The organism is Pyrinomonadaceae bacterium (assembly GCA_036277115.1).
GTDB lineage: Bacteria > Acidobacteriota > Blastocatellia > Pyrinomonadales > Pyrinomonadaceae > UBA11740.
Genome location: DASUNM010000023.1, coordinates 270,335 through 287,126, shown reverse-complemented (window position 1 = coordinate 287,126; position 16,792 = coordinate 270,335). Strand labels below are relative to the sequence as shown.

General features: G+C 56.0%; 17 protein-coding genes. 14 read left to right on the top strand and 3 right to left on the bottom strand.

The window, feature by feature from the left end; all coding sequences use genetic code 11:
- Positions 1-69 precede the first annotated feature (69 nt).
- Entirely contained in the window at positions 70-555 is a 486-nt protein-coding gene (locus VFX97_08160; GenBank protein HEX5703157.1) for a LysM peptidoglycan-binding domain-containing protein, read from the top strand.
- A gap of 250 nt (positions 556-805) precedes the next feature.
- On the opposite strand, the gene VFX97_08155 is transcribed toward VFX97_08160, so the two are convergent.
- Positions 806-1,303: a hypothetical protein gene (locus VFX97_08155; GenBank protein HEX5703156.1), complete on the bottom strand. Its 498-nt coding sequence runs from the start codon at positions 1,301-1,303 to the stop codon at positions 806-808.
- A 209-nt stretch (positions 1,304-1,512) separates the two neighbouring features.
- On the opposite strand from VFX97_08155, the gene VFX97_08150 reads away from it, so the two are divergent.
- From VFX97_08150 to VFX97_08130, 5 genes are all read left to right on the top strand, one after another.
- On the top strand, positions 1,513-2,457 hold the full coding sequence (locus VFX97_08150) for a zinc metalloprotease (protein ID HEX5703155.1): 945 nt from the start codon (positions 1,513-1,515) through the stop codon (positions 2,455-2,457).
- Positions 2,458-2,877: 420 nt separating this feature from the next.
- Complete coding sequence (locus VFX97_08145) at positions 2,878-3,258, top strand: hypothetical protein (protein HEX5703154.1); 381 nt, start codon at positions 2,878-2,880, stop codon at positions 3,256-3,258.
- 18 nt (positions 3,259-3,276) lie between these two features.
- Positions 3,277-4,143: a hypothetical protein gene (locus VFX97_08140; GenBank protein ID HEX5703153.1), complete on the top strand. Its 867-nt coding sequence runs from the start codon at positions 3,277-3,279 to the stop codon at positions 4,141-4,143.
- Positions 4,144-4,297: 154 nt separating this feature from the next.
- Positions 4,298-5,866, top strand: a complete 1,569-nt coding sequence (locus VFX97_08135) for an FAD-dependent oxidoreductase (GenBank protein HEX5703152.1) — start codon at positions 4,298-4,300, stop codon at positions 5,864-5,866.
- A 170-nt stretch (positions 5,867-6,036) separates the two neighbouring features.
- Positions 6,037-6,411 (top strand): hotdog domain-containing protein, encoded by a 375-nt coding sequence (locus VFX97_08130; protein HEX5703151.1) that lies wholly within the window; start codon positions 6,037-6,039, stop codon positions 6,409-6,411.
- Here VFX97_08130 and VFX97_08125 read toward each other — a convergent pair whose 3' ends face one another.
- Both VFX97_08125 and VFX97_08120 read right to left on the bottom strand, forming a co-directional pair.
- A complete protein-coding gene (locus VFX97_08125; GenBank protein HEX5703150.1) occupies positions 6,412-6,873 on the bottom strand; it encodes a PaaI family thioesterase in 462 nt (153 codons plus the stop codon).
- 47 nt (positions 6,874-6,920) lie between these two features.
- Positions 6,921-8,498, bottom strand: a complete 1,578-nt coding sequence (locus VFX97_08120) for a benzoate-CoA ligase family protein (protein ID HEX5703149.1) — start codon at positions 8,496-8,498, stop codon at positions 6,921-6,923.
- A gap of 83 nt (positions 8,499-8,581) precedes the next feature.
- Here VFX97_08120 and VFX97_08115 point away from each other — a divergent pair, with 83 nt between their 5' ends.
- The 8 genes from VFX97_08115 to VFX97_08080 all read left to right on the top strand — a co-directional run bounded on the left by VFX97_08115 (position 8,582) and on the right by VFX97_08080 (position 16,654).
- Positions 8,582-8,896, top strand: a complete 315-nt coding sequence (locus VFX97_08115; GenBank protein HEX5703148.1) for a hypothetical protein — start codon at positions 8,582-8,584, stop codon at positions 8,894-8,896.
- Positions 8,897-8,898: 2 nt separating this feature from the next.
- Entirely contained in the window at positions 8,899-9,252 is a 354-nt protein-coding gene (locus VFX97_08110) for a hypothetical protein (GenBank protein ID HEX5703147.1), read from the top strand.
- A gap of 139 nt (positions 9,253-9,391) precedes the next feature.
- Complete coding sequence (locus VFX97_08105) at positions 9,392-10,783, top strand: hypothetical protein (GenBank protein ID HEX5703146.1); 1,392 nt, start codon at positions 9,392-9,394, stop codon at positions 10,781-10,783.
- Between the two features lie 65 nt (positions 10,784-10,848).
- The gene (locus tag VFX97_08100) at positions 10,849-12,087 is read left to right on the top strand and encodes an acyl-CoA dehydrogenase family protein (GenBank protein HEX5703145.1); all 1,239 of its coding nucleotides are present in this window, start codon (positions 10,849-10,851) and stop codon (positions 12,085-12,087) included.
- 436 nt (positions 12,088-12,523) lie between these two features.
- The gene (locus VFX97_08095; GenBank protein HEX5703144.1) at positions 12,524-14,206 is read left to right on the top strand and encodes a M12 family metallopeptidase; all 1,683 of its coding nucleotides are present in this window, start codon (positions 12,524-12,526) and stop codon (positions 14,204-14,206) included.
- Positions 14,207-14,416: 210 nt separating this feature from the next.
- Entirely contained in the window at positions 14,417-14,773 is a 357-nt protein-coding gene (locus tag VFX97_08090) for a YbaY family lipoprotein (protein HEX5703143.1), read from the top strand.
- 258 nt (positions 14,774-15,031) lie between these two features.
- Positions 15,032-16,081: a class II fructose-bisphosphatase gene (glpX, locus tag VFX97_08085; GenBank protein HEX5703142.1), complete on the top strand. Its 1,050-nt coding sequence runs from the start codon at positions 15,032-15,034 to the stop codon at positions 16,079-16,081.
- A gap of 18 nt (positions 16,082-16,099) precedes the next feature.
- On the top strand, positions 16,100-16,654 hold the full coding sequence (locus VFX97_08080; protein HEX5703141.1) for a DUF2085 domain-containing protein: 555 nt from the start codon (positions 16,100-16,102) through the stop codon (positions 16,652-16,654).
- The last annotated feature ends 138 nt before the right edge of the window (positions 16,655-16,792 follow it).

The window sequence follows — 16,792 nt, the reverse complement described above, 5'->3', positions numbered from 1 at the left end:
TCCCAACCTAATTTCACAGCGGCATAAGCATTGCTCCTTTTTAAGGAAACTTTACGGAGGTACTTAATCATGGGGATTTTTGACAAGATGTTCGGAAGTGGAGCAGGACAGGCTCAACAACAACCGAACAGTGAGCAGCGCTTTAATACGCTGAAACAGAAATATCAGTCAGTGCTGAATGCCGCGGATCAGCAACAGATCCAGTTTCAGAATCTGCATGTGCAGGATGACAAACTATACATTCGCGCCACGGCCCCGTCCGAGGATGCGAAGAACAAGATCTGGGACCAGATTAAGCTCGCCAATCCGAGTATGGACGACATCACGGCGGACATTTCGGTGGACGCAAAAGCGATGGGCGCGGCGGCCGGCGGCGGCTCAGGCAGCGGCGGATCGAGTTACACGGTCAAATCCGGTGACACTCTTTCGAAGATAAGCAAAGAGTTTTACGGCGATGCGAACGAGTACATGCGCATCTACTACGCCAATCGCGAACAACTGCGCGATCCGGACAAGATCCAGATCGGTCAGCAATTGACGATTCCAGCGAAGTAGCGCGGAAGTCCACATGGCCCGAAGGGCCGGGATGTACCAGCCCCGACCGTTAGGTCGGAGTAACACATCCCTTTAGACAACGAGGCCTGAAGGGCCGGCATTATCATTGCGGTCCTTCGGACCTTGTGATCATTTATCCACACCAGAACCCCGACCTAGCGGTCGGGGCTATTACAATGTGGGCTCTTCGGCCCACCTGCGAAGGATTCGGTCTTTCGTTTACATCAACCTCAATACTTTGTTCGGCGCTTCAGTGAGTTGTGAGGATCTTCGTCAGCGATGACGCGTAGTCTTCGTTGCCGGGATAGAAGATCTCTGTGATCCTCCATACGCGGCGCTTGTCGCGTTCCAGGCGAAACAGGATCGTCTGCTCTTTGCCGAAGTTCTTGAACGTCACCGGTACCTCGACGAGATCGAGGTTTCCTTCACCCACCATTGGCCGCTTAATTCTGAAGCCCGTAATTTTCATGTCCTGCGCGTTGTAAAGCGGATCGCCGCCGAGCTGGCCTACTTCATTGGTCCGCGCTGACGAAACGGCGTCATTCCAAATCAAATCAGCCAATTCTTTAGCGAAGAACTTATCCAGACGTGCGCGGCTTTTCGTTTGAAAGAACGGATCGGTCTTGCGACTTTTTTGCGCGGCGTATAGGTTTCTCACCACGACTTCGGGCGCGAGGCTGCGTTGGGCAACGGCGATCGAACTACACGCACAAAGCAAACTTATCAGTAGAACAATTTTCTTTTTCATGGGTTCAGAGTATTTCGGAGAGCGGATTAGAAGTACGAACGCAATCTAACTTTGGCGGTCGCGCGAGTCAAGTTTAGCTCTTGATCGCCAACCGTTGACAGCATCAGACGCCTGCCATAAAGTTTCCTCCTCTTTCAAACAGTCGCCGGTTCCCGTCCCGATTTTACCGGCTCGGCTTTAACGTCAGCTTTAGACCCAGGAGGGCGTACATGACAAGAAACAGGATATTGGTTGGGTTGGCCGGCTTTGTTTTGGCAGCGGTGTGCGGTTCGACAATGCTAACGCGAAGCAACGCGACCGCGACCATCGGTACCGCGGCCTTAGCAAAAAATTCGCGCGACCGCTGTGCCACGCGACATATTGATGAAACGACCGCGGCGCAATACGAACAGGCGCTGAGCAAATTCAATTCGAAGCGCTCGCCGGGACAGATTCGCAAATCCGGCTCAGTCACGATTCCGGTTTACTATCACGTCGTTAACAAAGGCAGCGGCATCGAGAATGGCGACGTGCCGATCAAATGGTTGCGCGATCAAATTAGCGTGCTAAATGCGGCTTATGCCGGCGCCGATCCGGCGGCCGTATCTACCGCCGCTAACACGCCATTTCGGTTTGAGCTCGCCGGCGTCGATCGAGTGACGAACGAAGAATGGTTTAACTCGGCGATCGGCTCGGAAGAAGAACGCGAGATGAAGACAGCGTTGCACGTTCCCGGCGCGAACGTGCTGAACTTTTATGTGAACAACGCCGGCGGTGTGTATCTGGGCTGGGCCACTTTCCCGTTCTGGTATGCAGGCGATCCCACGCAGGATGGCGTCGTGGTTCTTTACTCGAGCCTGCCCGGCGGCGACTGTTGTGCGCCGCGCGCTTACAACCAGGGTGACACCGGCACACATGAAGTCGGGCATTGGCTCGGATTGTTCCACACTTTCCAGGGTGGCTGCGCGGCAAACTTCAACGACTTTGTCGCTGACACGCCGTCAGAGCGTTCACCGGCATTCGGATGTCCGTTTGGGCGCGATACCTGTCCGAAACCCGGTCTCGATCCAATCGAGAACTTCATGGACTACAGCGAAGACCCGTGCATGTATCAGTTCACCGGCGGGCAGTCAGCGAGAATGGAAGCGCTGTCGTTGCTGTATCGCGGACTGTAGACGCGAGCCGCGCCAGGGAATGCGTAAGGATAGAGGATGAGCGTAGACGCGAGACTACGTTCATCCTTCATCCGCGCTTAACCTTGCGTCGCAGCGCCAACTTCTTAGCCGTGAGGTTCCCAAACCTGGGAGGTCTTAGAAGTGAAATTGAGATACCTCGGCCTACCGTTGATTCTTGTCCTTACCGTCATTACCCATTCGGCACAACCTGGGTCGAGTTCCGGTGAAAGCTGGCGCAGCGCTAAACCGAAGACCGTAACGCTCTTTTCCCGCTCGAAACATAAAGTTCAAGGGTATGGAAAATCCGCTTTTAGTTTTAACCACGGCTTAAGAAGTGATCGCGGGCCGCGCAATACAGGCAATAACTATGAGCTGCTGTACGGCAGTATTTGCTGGAATGGAGACTGTGATTGGTTCAGCGTGACCATGGTTACAGACGATCGCAGCCGAATCAAAGATTTAGGTGAGTTGAAATGGTCTGACCCGTTTGAAGTTCCTGACCTACCGCCCAACCCTGAGTTGAATCTGGGGATCAGATGGCCGGCTAAGAACGAAACTTTCGAACAATCATCGAAGGGTCGGGTGACCAGAGTCGTCCCGGGACACATCTACGTGCTGCGATCGAAAGATTCTCAATCCGACCTCTTTACTTTGTTTCGCGTTGAGAAACTGGTGCCAAATGATGAGGTCACAATTTCGTGGAAAGTAGTCGGGCGCAAGAGTCCGCACCCCGGACATTTTCGCGAACCAAGAATTATGGACCCGAAGGATGCTCTCGAAGGACGGCCGCTTTACCGATGAAACTGCGGAGCTGACGAAATGACTTTACATGCTGTCCGAATAGCCGGAGTAATAACTCTACTGGTCCTTTGCACGTTCTATCCTTTCCTCCCCGGAAAGTATGACGCCCTCGCGATGCCGCTATCGGGGATGGCTCAGATCTTTGGAATCGCCGGACTGTTGCTCGTTCCGGTTGGAGGTTTGTGGCTAGCCTACGAATTGCGGAAGCGGGCGCGCGCAAAGAGAAGTCTCGCGACGAAAGCGCGCGGTTACCATTTCGCGCTCGCTGCTGTGGTTGCGGCTTCGATTATCGCACTGGCGATTTCTTTCGGCGCGTTCATGGGTATCAGTCTGCCACTGAGTCTTTTGACAGTCGCCCTGTGGGTTTACATCGGCGCGAGACTCGCACCCGGATTAAAGTCGTTGAAAAAAGCGGAAGCTAAACACTTCAATCCGGCGCCGCTCTATCTGGTTTTCATACCTGCCATCGTGTTCGTCTTTCAATTAGCGCTGGCGGCTCCCGCCCGAGAGTTCAGCCGCAACTATGCAATCGCGCAGAGCGCGGAACTGAGGAATGACATCGAGGCGTTTCGGGCGCGGCATGGACATTATCCGAAGTTTTTGCAAGCCGTTAACAGGGACTATCACCCGTCTATTGTCGGCATCGATCAGTTCCATTACGCGCCTCATGGTGACGCATACAATTTGTTCTTTGAGCAGCCCACCTTCCTTTTCGATTTCGGTATCAGGGAGATTGCGATGTACAACCAGCGTGACGAGCATCTTATGATGAGTCACACCGCCTGGATTCTTACCGGGCCATCGGCAGAGCTGAAGGCGCGGCAAGGATGGAATGCCGCTTACGATGCCTCAAGCCCACATTGGAAATACTTTTGGTTTGATTAACCTTCGTCGTCTCGCCGTACCGAATTAACTCGCGCCCAAATCTGATGTTGTAATTCGAGACAGCCGAGATTGAGTACTCATCTGTCTGTGCCCCGAATCACGGAAACCCACGCTGTGCGCCGCTGGCATGTCCTTCGCCTCTGTTTAGCGGGTTATGGCCACAACTACAGAAGCTAAAGAGCATCTCGCTGACGGAATCACCACCTCAGTTTGGGTCGCCACTGCCGGCACCCAGACGCAAAAGCCGCTGACCAAAGACACGAGCGCTGACGTCGTGGTGATCGGCGCCGGGATCGCGGGATTAACCACCGCGTACCTGGTGGCGCAGGAAGGGAAGTCGGTCGTCGTGTTGGACGATGGACCCATCGGCGGTGGGATGACTTCGCGCACCACGGCGCACCTCTCGAACGCGCTCGACGATCGCTACTTTGAATTGGAGCGACTGTTCGGTGAAGAAGGAGCGCGGCTGGCGGCGCAGAGTCACACCGCGGCCATCGATCAGGTCGAGGCCATCGTCAACAACGAAAAGATCGAGTGCGAGTTCCAGCGGACCGATGGGTATTTGTTTCTGCCGACAAATGGTCGCGTAAAAGTCCTGGAAGACGAGCTGCCCGCGGCGCATCGAGCGGGACTTACTGAAGTTCGGCGTCTGGAACGAGCGCCGCTTGAGTTTTGGGACACGGGGCCGTGTTTACACTTTCCGCGGCAAGCCGAATTTCATCCTTTGCTTTACTTGAACGGATTGGTGCGCGCGATTGAACGCGACGGGGGCAAGGTGTACACCGGTACGCACGCGGATGAAGTCGAAGGCGGCGACGACGCACACGTCACCACCAGCAACGGCCACGAAATCAAATGCCGTGTCGTCGTGGTGGCCACGAACACGCCCGTGAACGATCGCTTCGCAATTCATACGAAACAAGCTCCGTACACCACGTACGTGATCGGCGCGCGCATCCCGAAGGGCTCGGTGCCGCCGATTCTGCTTTGGGACGCTCCGCCTGATCTATGGGATGCGTATCACTACATTCGCGTCACCTCAGGTGGGGATCACGACGTGCTGGTTGTGGGCGGCGAGGATCACAAAACAGGCCAACAGTCCGACTGCGCCCAGCGGTGGGGCAAGCTCGAGCAGTGGACGCGCAATCGCTTTCCGATGGCTGAAGAGATTGAGTTCCGCTGGTCGGGCCAGGTGATGGAGCCGTTTGATTGTCTTGCTTTTATCGGCCGCAATCCGCTCGATTCCGACAACGTGTTTATCGCCACCGGCGATTCGGGCATGGGCATGACCCACGGCACGATTGCGGGAATGCTCATCACCGATCTGATTATGGAGCGCGAGAATCCCTGGGCCGAACTTTATGATCCTTCACGCAAGACTTTGAGCGCGGCGAAAGACTTCGCAGCGGAAAACCTGAACGTGATGGCGCAGTACACGGATCTGGTTACGTCCGGCGAAGTCGATTCAGAGGATGAGATTGCCAACGGCGACGGCGCGGTCCTGCGCAGCGGCCTAAGCAAAGTGGCCGTCTATCGAGACGATGAGGGCACAGCACATCGGATGTCAGCTATCTGCGTGCATCTCGGTTGTGTGGTGGCGTGGAACCAATGCGAGAAGACCTGGGACTGCCCATGTCACGGCTCGCGTTACGATCGATTCGGCACCGTCTTCTGCGGGCCCGCGAACAGCGATCTGCCGCCGGTCGAAGATCCTGACGAGTAGCGTCCTGGGAAGCTTTTCTCGGTGCGCCTCTGTGGTTCCCGGTGTCTTGGGGGTGGTAGTTCTTAAAGACAAATTCACCACAGAGACACAGAGTTCCACAGAGCCCCACAGAGCCAGGACCCTATCGACCATCCATTTACGATTCAGCCTTCACGCTTTACTATCGTGCGATGAACGCTGATCCCGCAATTCGCATCACGATGCTGCCGCGCGACACGAACTCGCAGGGCACGATCTTCGGTGGCGTCATTCTCAGTTACATCGACATGGCCGGCGCGATCGAAGCGCATCGGCGCACGGGGATGGAGCGGTTTGTCACCGTGGCCATGCGCGAAGTCATCTTTCACCAACCCGTGTTCGTCGGCGACCTCGTGAGTTTTTATTCGGAAACAGTCAAAGTAGGCAATACTTCAATCACGACCCGCGTGGTGGTGGAAGCCGAGCGGTACGGATCCCCGGGCGTGAAGGCTCGCGTAACCGAAGCGGAAGTTATTTATGTCGCGGTTGATCGAGAAGGTAAGAAGCGAGAGATCAAGGTGCAATAATCACCACCTGTGATATGCGGGATGACCCGGCTTGACCGCCACGAAAGTCCCCCGACAAGTAGCCGTTACCTTACCGTGCGCGATTAGCTCACCTTCAACTATTGCGCGATCTTCTTTTGATTCGACCACCCGCGCTTTTAATTCGACCGCTTGGTCTGTCGGCGTCGGCCGCTTCAAAGTGATCGTGTAATCAGCAGTCACTGTGCACGGCGGACGATCGATTCCGGCTTGCTTCATCAGGTGGTATGCCGCCGTCCAGTTGCAGTGACAGTCCAGCAGGGTACCGATGATGCCGCCACTCAACATTCCGGGGAAGGCTTCCTGATAAGTATCGGGGTTGAAAGTGGCGACCACTTCATCACCCTCGGGAAAGCTGCGAATGTGCAGACCTTTCTCATTCGCGGGGCCACAGCCGAAACACGCCATGTTCGGCGCGTAAGTTTCCTGGATGCTTTTTTCCATAATTCAAAGTCCAATGTCCAAAGTCTAAGGTCCAAAGCCGTTCAGAGTCACGACGTCGGACTTTGGACCTTGGACATTGGACTTCTAAGCTGCTCACGCAATTTAAATCGTTGCACCTTTCCGGTCGCAGTGTAAGGCAGTTCTGAAACAAAGATGTAGCGCCGCGGCTGTTTAAATCTTGGCAGTGCGGATTCGCACAACGCGCGCAACGCTTGCTCGACTACTTCATCACCATCGTCTTCGTGCGCGCGCACGACGAACGCGCACACACATGACAAGTTGTCTTTGTCGAGCCCTTCAACGACGGCCGCCGCGCGAATCCGGTCGCTCTTCAAAAGTACGCCTTCGACTTCAACGGGTGAAACCCACTGGCCGGTCGGTTTGAAGCAGTCATCGCTCCGGCCCATGTGCCACCAGAATCCATCCGCGTCCTGACGATACAGATCTCCCGTTCGCGCCCAGCCTTCGACGAACGTATCCGCCGAAGTTTCCGGCCGCTGCCAGTATCGACTCGCCGCGCTCGCGCCACGGATCCAGAGATTTCCTTCCGCGCCGGGCGCCACGGGCGCCCCGTCATGATCGATCAGTTTTGCGTCGTAGCCGTTCACGAGCCGCCCACTGCTGCCGTAGCGCGCTTCGCCGGCGTGATTCGATATGAACATGTGCAGCATTTCCGTCGAACCGATGCCGTCGAGTACTTCCACGCCGAGTGTTCGCTGCCAGTCTTCGCCCAGTTGCGCTGGCAAAGCTTCGCCGGCCGAAACACACAAGCGCAGGCTGGAGCAGTCGATGAGTGCAACACTTCGGTGATGTTCGAGCAGCATGCGATACACGACCGGCACCCCAAAGAAGATTGTCGGCCGATAGTCGCGGAAGATACGCGAGACAACTTCCGGGGTGGGTTTCTCACGACACAAGATCGTCGTGAATCCGTTCAGGAGGGGAAACGTGAACGCGTTGCCCAGGCCGTACGCGAACGGCAGACGTGAAGACGAAAACAAGCGGTCGCCTTCGCGCAGTTGCAAAACCTCCTGGCAGAACGTTTCGTTCGTGTAGAAGATGTCGGATTGACTGTGCACGGCGCCTTTCGGTTCGCCGGTACTGCCGGAGGTGTAGAGAATGAAAGCATCTGCGTCAGGCGTCGTACTGCTGGAAAAGTCGTTGGGAAGTGGTCGCCGTTCGGCGTCGTCGAACCGCATAACGAAAATGTTTGAAGGGGAAAGGCCGGTTTCGCCGTCACGTGTCACGACCAGCAGTTTCAGATCGACTGTTTCGTTCTCATCACCAAACAGTGACGGCGCCGCTTGATTCTCGACAATGACGACGCGCGCGCCGCAATCCTTCAAAATGATCGTCTGCTCGCTCTTTCGCAGCGCCATATTGATGGGCACGGCGATAGCCCCGAGAGAGATAACTGCGACGAAAGAAGCGATAAATTCCGGAGAGTCGTTCAGCAGGATCGCTACGCGTTCGCCTCGGCGCAGACCCAGAGCGTTTAGTTTCTCAGCCGTCTCAAGGGTAAGTGTGCGTAGTTCGCTGTACGTGATTTCGCGCTGCTCAAACATGACCGCGACGTGCGCGTCACGCTCAGGCTTAAAGATTTCTGCGAAGAGATTGCCGTTCATGGAGTTTTGCGCGCGGATTATATCTGTTTGCGGCTTTCAGTGTGAGCAAACTAGAATGCTGGCGTGCCGGAGGCTGGATCCTTATGAGAAAGAAAACCCTTGCGGGATTATGTTCAATCCTGGCGTTCGGGGTGCTCTTCGCGCTCAGATTCGCAGGCGTTAGAGTTCCGTTCGGAATTGGAGCGGTGGTCGCGCTTCTGGTGCTCATGCCGTTATTGGTAGTTGCGCTGACGCCTTTAAATAAGCGTTTGCTCGCCTGGCGAAAAGAGGGTGGCCGAGACATTGAGGAAGAGGAAAAGTATGAACGCGAAGGCGCCGGCATCATCAGCATTCGCCCCAAGTCTCAGGCTGAAATTGAGGAGGATGAAAGGCGGCATCTTCACCCGTCCCTTCGCTGAATATGCCCGTCGTCAAGAAACGAAACCAACAGACCGAATCGCGGTTGCTGCTTGAATCCGGTGACCCGGTCGAGTTGCCGCCGGCCGAAGTCGCCGACAGCGCCGTGATACTTCAGTTCGAAAAACTCAAGCAGTTCATTCCCGAGTTGCTGGAAGAGCTGCGCGATGGAACCACTGCCGAACCAATCGCCGTAATGAACGATGGAGCGACGTTCGCTATTCACGGCGATACGCGCACATTCTGGGTCAAGCTATGGCACGCCGCCGGTTCCGAATTAGGAAAGATTGAGCGCGTACAAGTGATCAGTTGCATCCCTTCCACGCGCGGCCTGAACGTCGTCATCGATGACGAATAACTCTCCCTTCTCCCTTTGGGAGAAGGGTTGGGGATGAGGGTCTGTGTACACGTCCTATGCCCTCGCCCTAACCCTCTCCCAGAGGGAGAGGGAACAATCTCTTTAGAGGCGGGCGTTGCCCCGCCTTTATACTCAACGAATGGAAATTCCGTCTCAAGTTCTCGAAATCGCTCGCGCGGTGCGCGCTGAAGGCGGCCGTGCGCTGCTCGTCGGTGGCTGTGTGCGCGATGAACTGATGGGACAACGTCCCAAGGATTGGGACCTCGAAGTTTATGGAATTCACCCGGAGCGCCTGCGTGAACTGCTCGATCAAATCGGCAGTGTGAATGTCGTCGGGGAAGCGTTCACGGTTTACAAACTGGGCGCGCACCTGGATGTTTCAGTGCCGCGTCGCGAACGAAAGACCGGGCGAGGCCACCGCGGGTTCTTTATTGAAGGCGACCCGTTGATGGCTATCGAAGAAGCAACACGGCGGCGCGACTTCACCATTAATTCGATCCTGCAAGATCCGCTGACGCAGGAAATCCTCGATCCCTTCAATGGCCGCGATGATCTGAGCAGCAAGTTACTGCGCGCCGTGTCGCCCGACACGTTCGCAGAGGACAGTCTGCGCGTCCTTCGTGCCGCCCAATTCGCGGCGCGTTTCGAATTTGAACTTGACGCGCAAACGGTGGAGCTTAGCCGCTCAATTGATCTTTCTGACTTGCCGGCCGAACGCATCTGGGGAGAGATGGAAAAGCTTCTGCTGCGCGCGCAAAGGCCTTCGACCGGATTGAAGTGGCTGCGCGAACTTGGCGCGGTCGATCAATTGTTTCCGGAACTTAAAGCGCTGATCGATGTCCCTCAGGAACCCGAGTGGCATCCGGAAGGTGACGTCTGGATTCACACGTTGCTCACGGTGGACCGCGCGCGCGAGTCAATTGACGATTTGCCGTACGCGAAGCAAGTGACAGTGATGCTGGCCGCGCTCGCCCATGATTTTGGCAAGCCCGCCACCACCGCTTTTATCGACGGTCGCATTCGTTCGCGGGAACATGAAGAGGAAGGCGTCCCACCGACGATCGGCTTTCTCGATCGATTGAACCTTCACACGCTCGACGGCTATGACGTGCGTGCACAGGTGATCGCGGTTGTCCGCGATCATCTGAAGCCGGGAGAGTTCTTCAAGAGACGCCTGGAAGTAAGCGTCGGCGCGTTTCGCCGCCTGGCGCGTAAATGCGATCTCGATTTGCTCTATCGAGTGGCGAAAGCAGATTCGCTCGGCCGCAACGCAGACTGGGTGCCGCGCGAAAAGTGGTTCGACGCGGAAGCGCAGGAATGGTTCATCGAACGCGTCCGCGAACTTGAGTTGCAGAAGGGCGCGCCGGCGCCGATTCTGCTGGGCCGGCATCTGCTTGAGATGGGTATGCAACCGGGGCCGCGCGTTGGCGAAATCACGAAAGCGGTTTACGAGATGCAGCTGGATGGGCGCGTGCTTGATCTGTCTGATGCGAAGGAAGCAGCGAAAGAAAAGATCTCCACAGATAGGTAGATACGGGATGGGACCTATAGGTCTTATAGGACATATGGGACCCATAAGTCTCATCCTCCAACGTTATGCTAAAGTATCGCGCCATGATTGACTTTCAACTTACCGACGATCACGACGCGCTGGTGCAAACCGTGCGCGAGTTTGCGCAGAAAGAAGTCGCGCCCTACATCAAAGAGTGGGACGAGAAGCAGGAAGCGCACCCCGAAATCTTCAAGAAGATGGCTGAGCTGAATCTGCTCGGCGTTTGTATTCCGGAACAGTATGGCGGCGCGGGATTCGACTACATTTCCCTCGGCCTGGTCTGTGAAGAGCTGGAAGCCGTCGACACTTTTCTGCGCGTCGCGATGTCGGTGCACACGGGCCTGAATTGCCTCACGCTTTACGCCTGGGGCACTGAAGAGCAGAAGCAGAAATATCTCGTGCCGCAGGCGAAAGGCGAAAAAATCGCTACCTACGGACTGACGGAACCCGGCGCGGGCTCAGATGTGGTGGGCGCACGTTCCACCGCCCGGCGCGAAGGCGACGAATACGTTTTGAACGGCGAGAAGATGTGGATCAGCCTCGCCGGTTTCGCCGACAACTTTCTTTTCTTCTGCTGGACAGATGAAGAGAAGCGGCGCAAGCGCGATCACTCAGGCATGTCCTGCTTCATCATCGAACGCGGCATGAAGGGCTTCACCTCGGGAACGATTCACGGGAAGCTCGGCATTCGCGCCGGCAACACGGGCTATTTTTCATTGCAGGACGTGCGGGTGCCGAAAGAAAATCGGCTGGGTGAAGAAGGCGAAGGTTTCAAGATCGCCATGTTCGCCCTCGAGCAGGGAAGATACACCGTCGCCGCCGGCGCGACGGGCGTGATTCGCGCATCGCGTGATGCGTCGGTGGCTTACGCCAACGATCGCGAAACGTTCGGAACGAAGATCGCTAACCATCAACTCGTCAAACAGAAGATCGCCGACATGGAGGCTGACTACCAGATGTCGCGGCTGCTTTGGATGCGCGCGGGTTGGCAGAAAAATGAAGGCTTGCCGAGCGGCCGTGCCACTTCGCTGGCTAAGTGGCAGGCCACTATTCGCAGCGAGAAAGCCGCATCAATGGCGATCGAGGTTCACGGCGCGAACGGCTACTCGAACGATTATCCCGTTGAACGTTACCTGCGAAACTGTAAGGCCGCGGTCATCTACGAAGGGACGCGGGACATTCACACGCTGATGCAGGCGGATTGGGCGCTGGGTTTGAAGAAAGAAAAGCCTGCGCGGAAGAGTCTGCCGCCGTGGCAAGATGCGCGAGGCGCATCGGCATAACCAGCCGGGATAAACGCGGATACCCGCAGATAGAAAAAGTGTTCGATTTTATCCGCGTGAATCTGCGTCAATCCGCGGCTAATCGTTTCTGACAAGCCGTCTGTTCCTCAAGAAGAGTTCGCTGAGATAGACTTTGGCGAAGTCTCGCCAATTACGCGCCCCGCCCTGCCAGTCAACAATAAATCCTAAACACGCTACTCACTGACCCTGGCGGATGTCTCGGTCCGGCAGCTTGCGGACTGTCTTAGATGGTCACTAACGCTCCGTCCATTTGGGATGACGGTTGTGATAACCGCCGTTTGAAATACTTTGTCGCACGCGGTCATTAAAGGTGAACGATAAGGGGGTGAACCGACAGCTTCACGGAACGCAGCAACGGCTCGTTCCAGCGAGGCCGGGCTCCGCATGCACTCAAACCGCCGAAAAGGAGAAATCTATGGCAACCAAGAAAAGTAAGAAAACTACTTCCACCAAGAAAGCTGCAAAGAAAAGTGCGTCTAAGAAGAAAACTCAAGGCGCAGTTAAATACAGCGTCTCTGGCGAGTTCCTGGCTTCGAGCAATGTGAAGAGCAGTTACATTTCCGGAGAGACATTCGGTCTGAAAAAAGTCGATTACGCGGTCTCTGAAGGTAAGGCGATCTTTGAAGGAGACATTGTTCTGGGCAGCGCTGCCGAAATGGCAGCCATTAAAAAATCGGTCGAGAATCCGGTGCCGGACGCGGTTGAGGCGGTGGTCATTACCGGCAGTCAATTTCGCTGGCCCGACGGAGTGCTGATCTTTCGCATCGATCCGAGCCTGCCCAACCAACAGCGAGTCACCGATGCAATTAACCACTGGACGGCAAACACGAATATCAGGTTCCGCCAGCGCACAACTGAAGCCAACTTTGTCACGTTCGTCCCGGGCGGAGGTTGTAGCTCTCAAGTGGGCATGCGGGGCGGCGAGCAGCTCATCACCCTGGGCGCCGGGTGCTCTACCGGCAGCACGATTCATGAAATCGGACACGCACTGGGGCTGTGGCACGAACAGAGCAGAGAAGATCGCGACAACTTCGTCACCATCAACTTTGCCAACATTCAGGCGGGCATGGCCCATAACTTTAATCAGCACATCACCGATGGCGACGACATTGGCCGTTATGATTACGGGTCGATCATGCACTATCCCCGCAACGCCTTCGCGATCAATCCGAACGTCGATACGATCACCCCTCGTCCCGATCCCAATGTGCCCATCGGTCAGCGCACTGGCTTGAGCGCCGGCGATGTCGCGGCGATAAATTCACTCTATCCCCGCAAGGCCATACTCGGAGATACGAGCAGCAACGGCCCCGCGATGACAACGCGCGCGAATCAAATGGTACTGCTGGGTTGGACCGGCACCGGAAATCTTCGGCTCAACTTCATGAGTTCGGCGAACGGCCTGAACTACGGTAGCAAGGTTACTTTGAATGAGATCTCGGCCGTGTCCCTGGCGCTCGCTGTTTTCCAAAACAGATTCGTTGTGGCCTGGATTGGAGTGGGCAACAACCGGCTGAACGTGATGCAGTCGACCAACGGGGTAACCTGGACTAACAAGGTGACTCTGGGTGATACGTCACTCTCTTCGCCGGCACTGGCGGTCCTGGGTAATCAGCTCTTTATCGCCTGGCGCGGAGTGGGCAATAACCAGTTGAATGTCATGAGAAGCACTAACGGTGTGAACTGGGGAGGCAAGGTTACGCTGGGAGACACCACGACCTCGGGTCCCGGCCTGGCGACTTTAGGGAATCGTCTGCTCTTGTCATGGCGTGGGGTTGGCAACAACCAGTTGAATGTGATGCAGAGCTCCAACGGCGTGAACTTCACCAACAAAGTCACGCTGGGAGAGACGACAGTAGCTACGCCATCTCTGCACGCGAGCGGTGGCCGGGCCTTTCTGACCTGGCAGGGAGTAGGCAACCGATTCCTCAACGTGCTTGCGAGTGCCAATGGAACAGCCTGGGGCAGCAAGCAGACTTCGAGAGAAACGTGCATTGATGGACCGGTGATCACGAATCTCGGCAACCGGTTGGTTTGGGGCTGGACCGGCACTGATGCTGCCCACCGGCTCAACTCTATGCTCTTCAGCGTGCTCTGAAGGCTAACCATCAAACTTCCGCGTTTTGAGGAAGTATCTTGCGCGGCCGAACATCATAATGGTTCGTTCGGCCGCGCATTCTTTCTCCTCAAACCGTAATATGCGATCTTAGACACATTCAAACCAGCATCAGAGTCAGGCGGATAGTCTCAAGGTACCGATTTGAAGCTGAGCTGACGAATGCCGCGCAATTGAGATGGGAGTTCAAAGTTGGGCGAGATTCTTGTCAGAGGTGAAATCCGATTTGCCAGCAAGCCCGATCTGCCTCCCGGGGTGCGGGCCACTGTGCAACTCCGGGAAACAAGCATGTCAGATGCTCCGTCGCGGCTGGTCGCCGAGCAGGTGCTGAAAGACATCACTTCCAGAGCAAATGCCGGAGAACTGATCCCGTTCGAAATCTCCGGTGAGCCGCCAGATCAGCGCCAAAGCTATTCGATTGAAGTTTTGGTGGACGCAGACAGTGACGGAAAGCCAAGCCCGGGCGACTTCATCAATGTTCAGAGTTATCCGGTCCTTAGTTTTGGCAATCCCAGGACCGTTACTGTCGAAGTGAAACAAATCACTTAAGTCTCACAACGCTTCACCACGCCCTCACTAACAGTCGGGCTATTGCACCCCGGCTGCCATCTTGATCAAGTGTCACCGCCGGACCGACCGCTCGCCGAAGTTTCGGCTCAACCTCATCCAGACTAACGGCTTGCTCACTTAAGTGAACGAAACCGCTGCTTGGAAAAACCGTGCATTCCTCTGGTACTATGTCCGCGCTTTCGTTAACTCTTCATTTCGTTTCAGCATTTCAATTCGTCTGTCACAGGAGCGAATAGAATGGCGCCAGAACTGAGAACCGAGCGCGAGCTATCTTTGGACTTTTTGCGCGTGACCGAGGCGGCGGCAATTGCCGCGGCACGCACGATGGGCCAGGGGGATCGCAAGTATTCCGATCAGGTCGCGGTTGAGGCCATGCGCGAAGTCATGGACACGGTGCCGATGCGCGGGCGGGTCGTGATAGGCGAAGGCGAACGCGATGAAGCGCCCATGCTTTTCATCGGCGAGGAAGTTGGCGGCGGCTTCGGCGTCGGTGAAGAAATGGCGGCATCATGTCCCGAAGTGGACATCGCTGTCGATCCGCTGGAAGGAACAAACCTGTGCGCCCTCGGAGCGAACAACGCGATCGCCGTGCTGGCGGCGGCTGAACGCGGCGGGTTGCTGCACGCGCCGGACATTTACATGGACAAGATTGTGGTGGGCCCTTCGTCACGCGGTGTCATCGACATCGACGCGCCCATCAAAGAAAACCTGCGCAACATCGCGCGGCGGCTGGGTCGTGACATCGACGATTTGACGATCATCATTCTCGACCGGCCGCGCCACAAAAAGATAATTGACGACGTGCGCGAAGCGGGAGCCCGGATTCGTTTAATCTCTGACGGTGACCTATCGGCCGGCATTTCCGCTGCGGTGGCAGGCACAAACATTCATGCCTGCATCGGTATCGGCGGCGCGCCCGAAGGCGTGTTAACAGCCGCGGCCGTGAAGTGTCTTAATGGCGAGATTCAGGCACGCCTGGTTTTCGATCCAGAACGACTTGGCGTAGATAAAAGCAAAGTGCCACCGGCTGAAGAAGTCATCGCGCGTTTGAAGTCGATGGGGGTTCACGATCCGTACAAAGTCTACGACACGGACGATCTCGCGCCCGGCAAGAAGATCATTTTCGCGGCCACCGGCGTCACCGACGGTTCGCTGATGCGCGGCGTACGTTTCTTTGGTTCCGGCAAGCGCACGCATAGCTTAGTGATGACGAGCGAATCAAAACACATTCGCTTCGTTGACAGCATTCACATCGAAGGCGGTCCGGATACGGTGATTAGATTTTAGTTTTGGGATTTCTGGTTTTTGATCGCGTCGCCCAACTCTGGAGAAACTCTCACCACGCGTGAATCACGCATCTCAGTCGTTGTCTGGGGCCTGCTCGCCTCGATCGTTCTGCTAATCGACATCGCTACCGTCGCTGCTCCCGCAGCTTTGTCTCGCGGCCACTTGGGGTTCTCAGAATTCATTTACCAGGCCTTCAGTTACCTCTGTCATCAAATTCCCGAGCGTTCATTTCATCTCGCCGGTCATCCCTTCGCCGTCTGTTCGCGCTGCACCGGGTTGTATGCCGGATTCGCGATCGCGACGTTGGCTTTGCCTTTGACGCGCTCGCTGAAACGAACCGACACGCCGCACGTCATCTGGCTTCTAATGTCCGGCGTCCCGCTCGCCGTCGATTTCGGGCTGACCTATTTTGAAATCTGGCAGAACAATCACTTCACGCGCGTGACGACGGGTGCGTTATTCGGCGCGGTGGCGGCGCTTTATGTGGTGCCGGGATTGATTGAATTGAGTGTGATCGTGCAACGACGGTTTAGCAGAGGAAGCAAAAAAGAAGACTTCGGTGCGTCGCTTTAAACCTCACCTACTATCTCCAAGAGTCTCGAAATGAATCTCTGCGCGAACTCTGTGCCTCTCTGTGTCTCTGTGGTGGAATTTGCGCAGGAAAAGCTTCACCACAGAGACACGGAGATCGCACAGAGAACCACGGAGTTC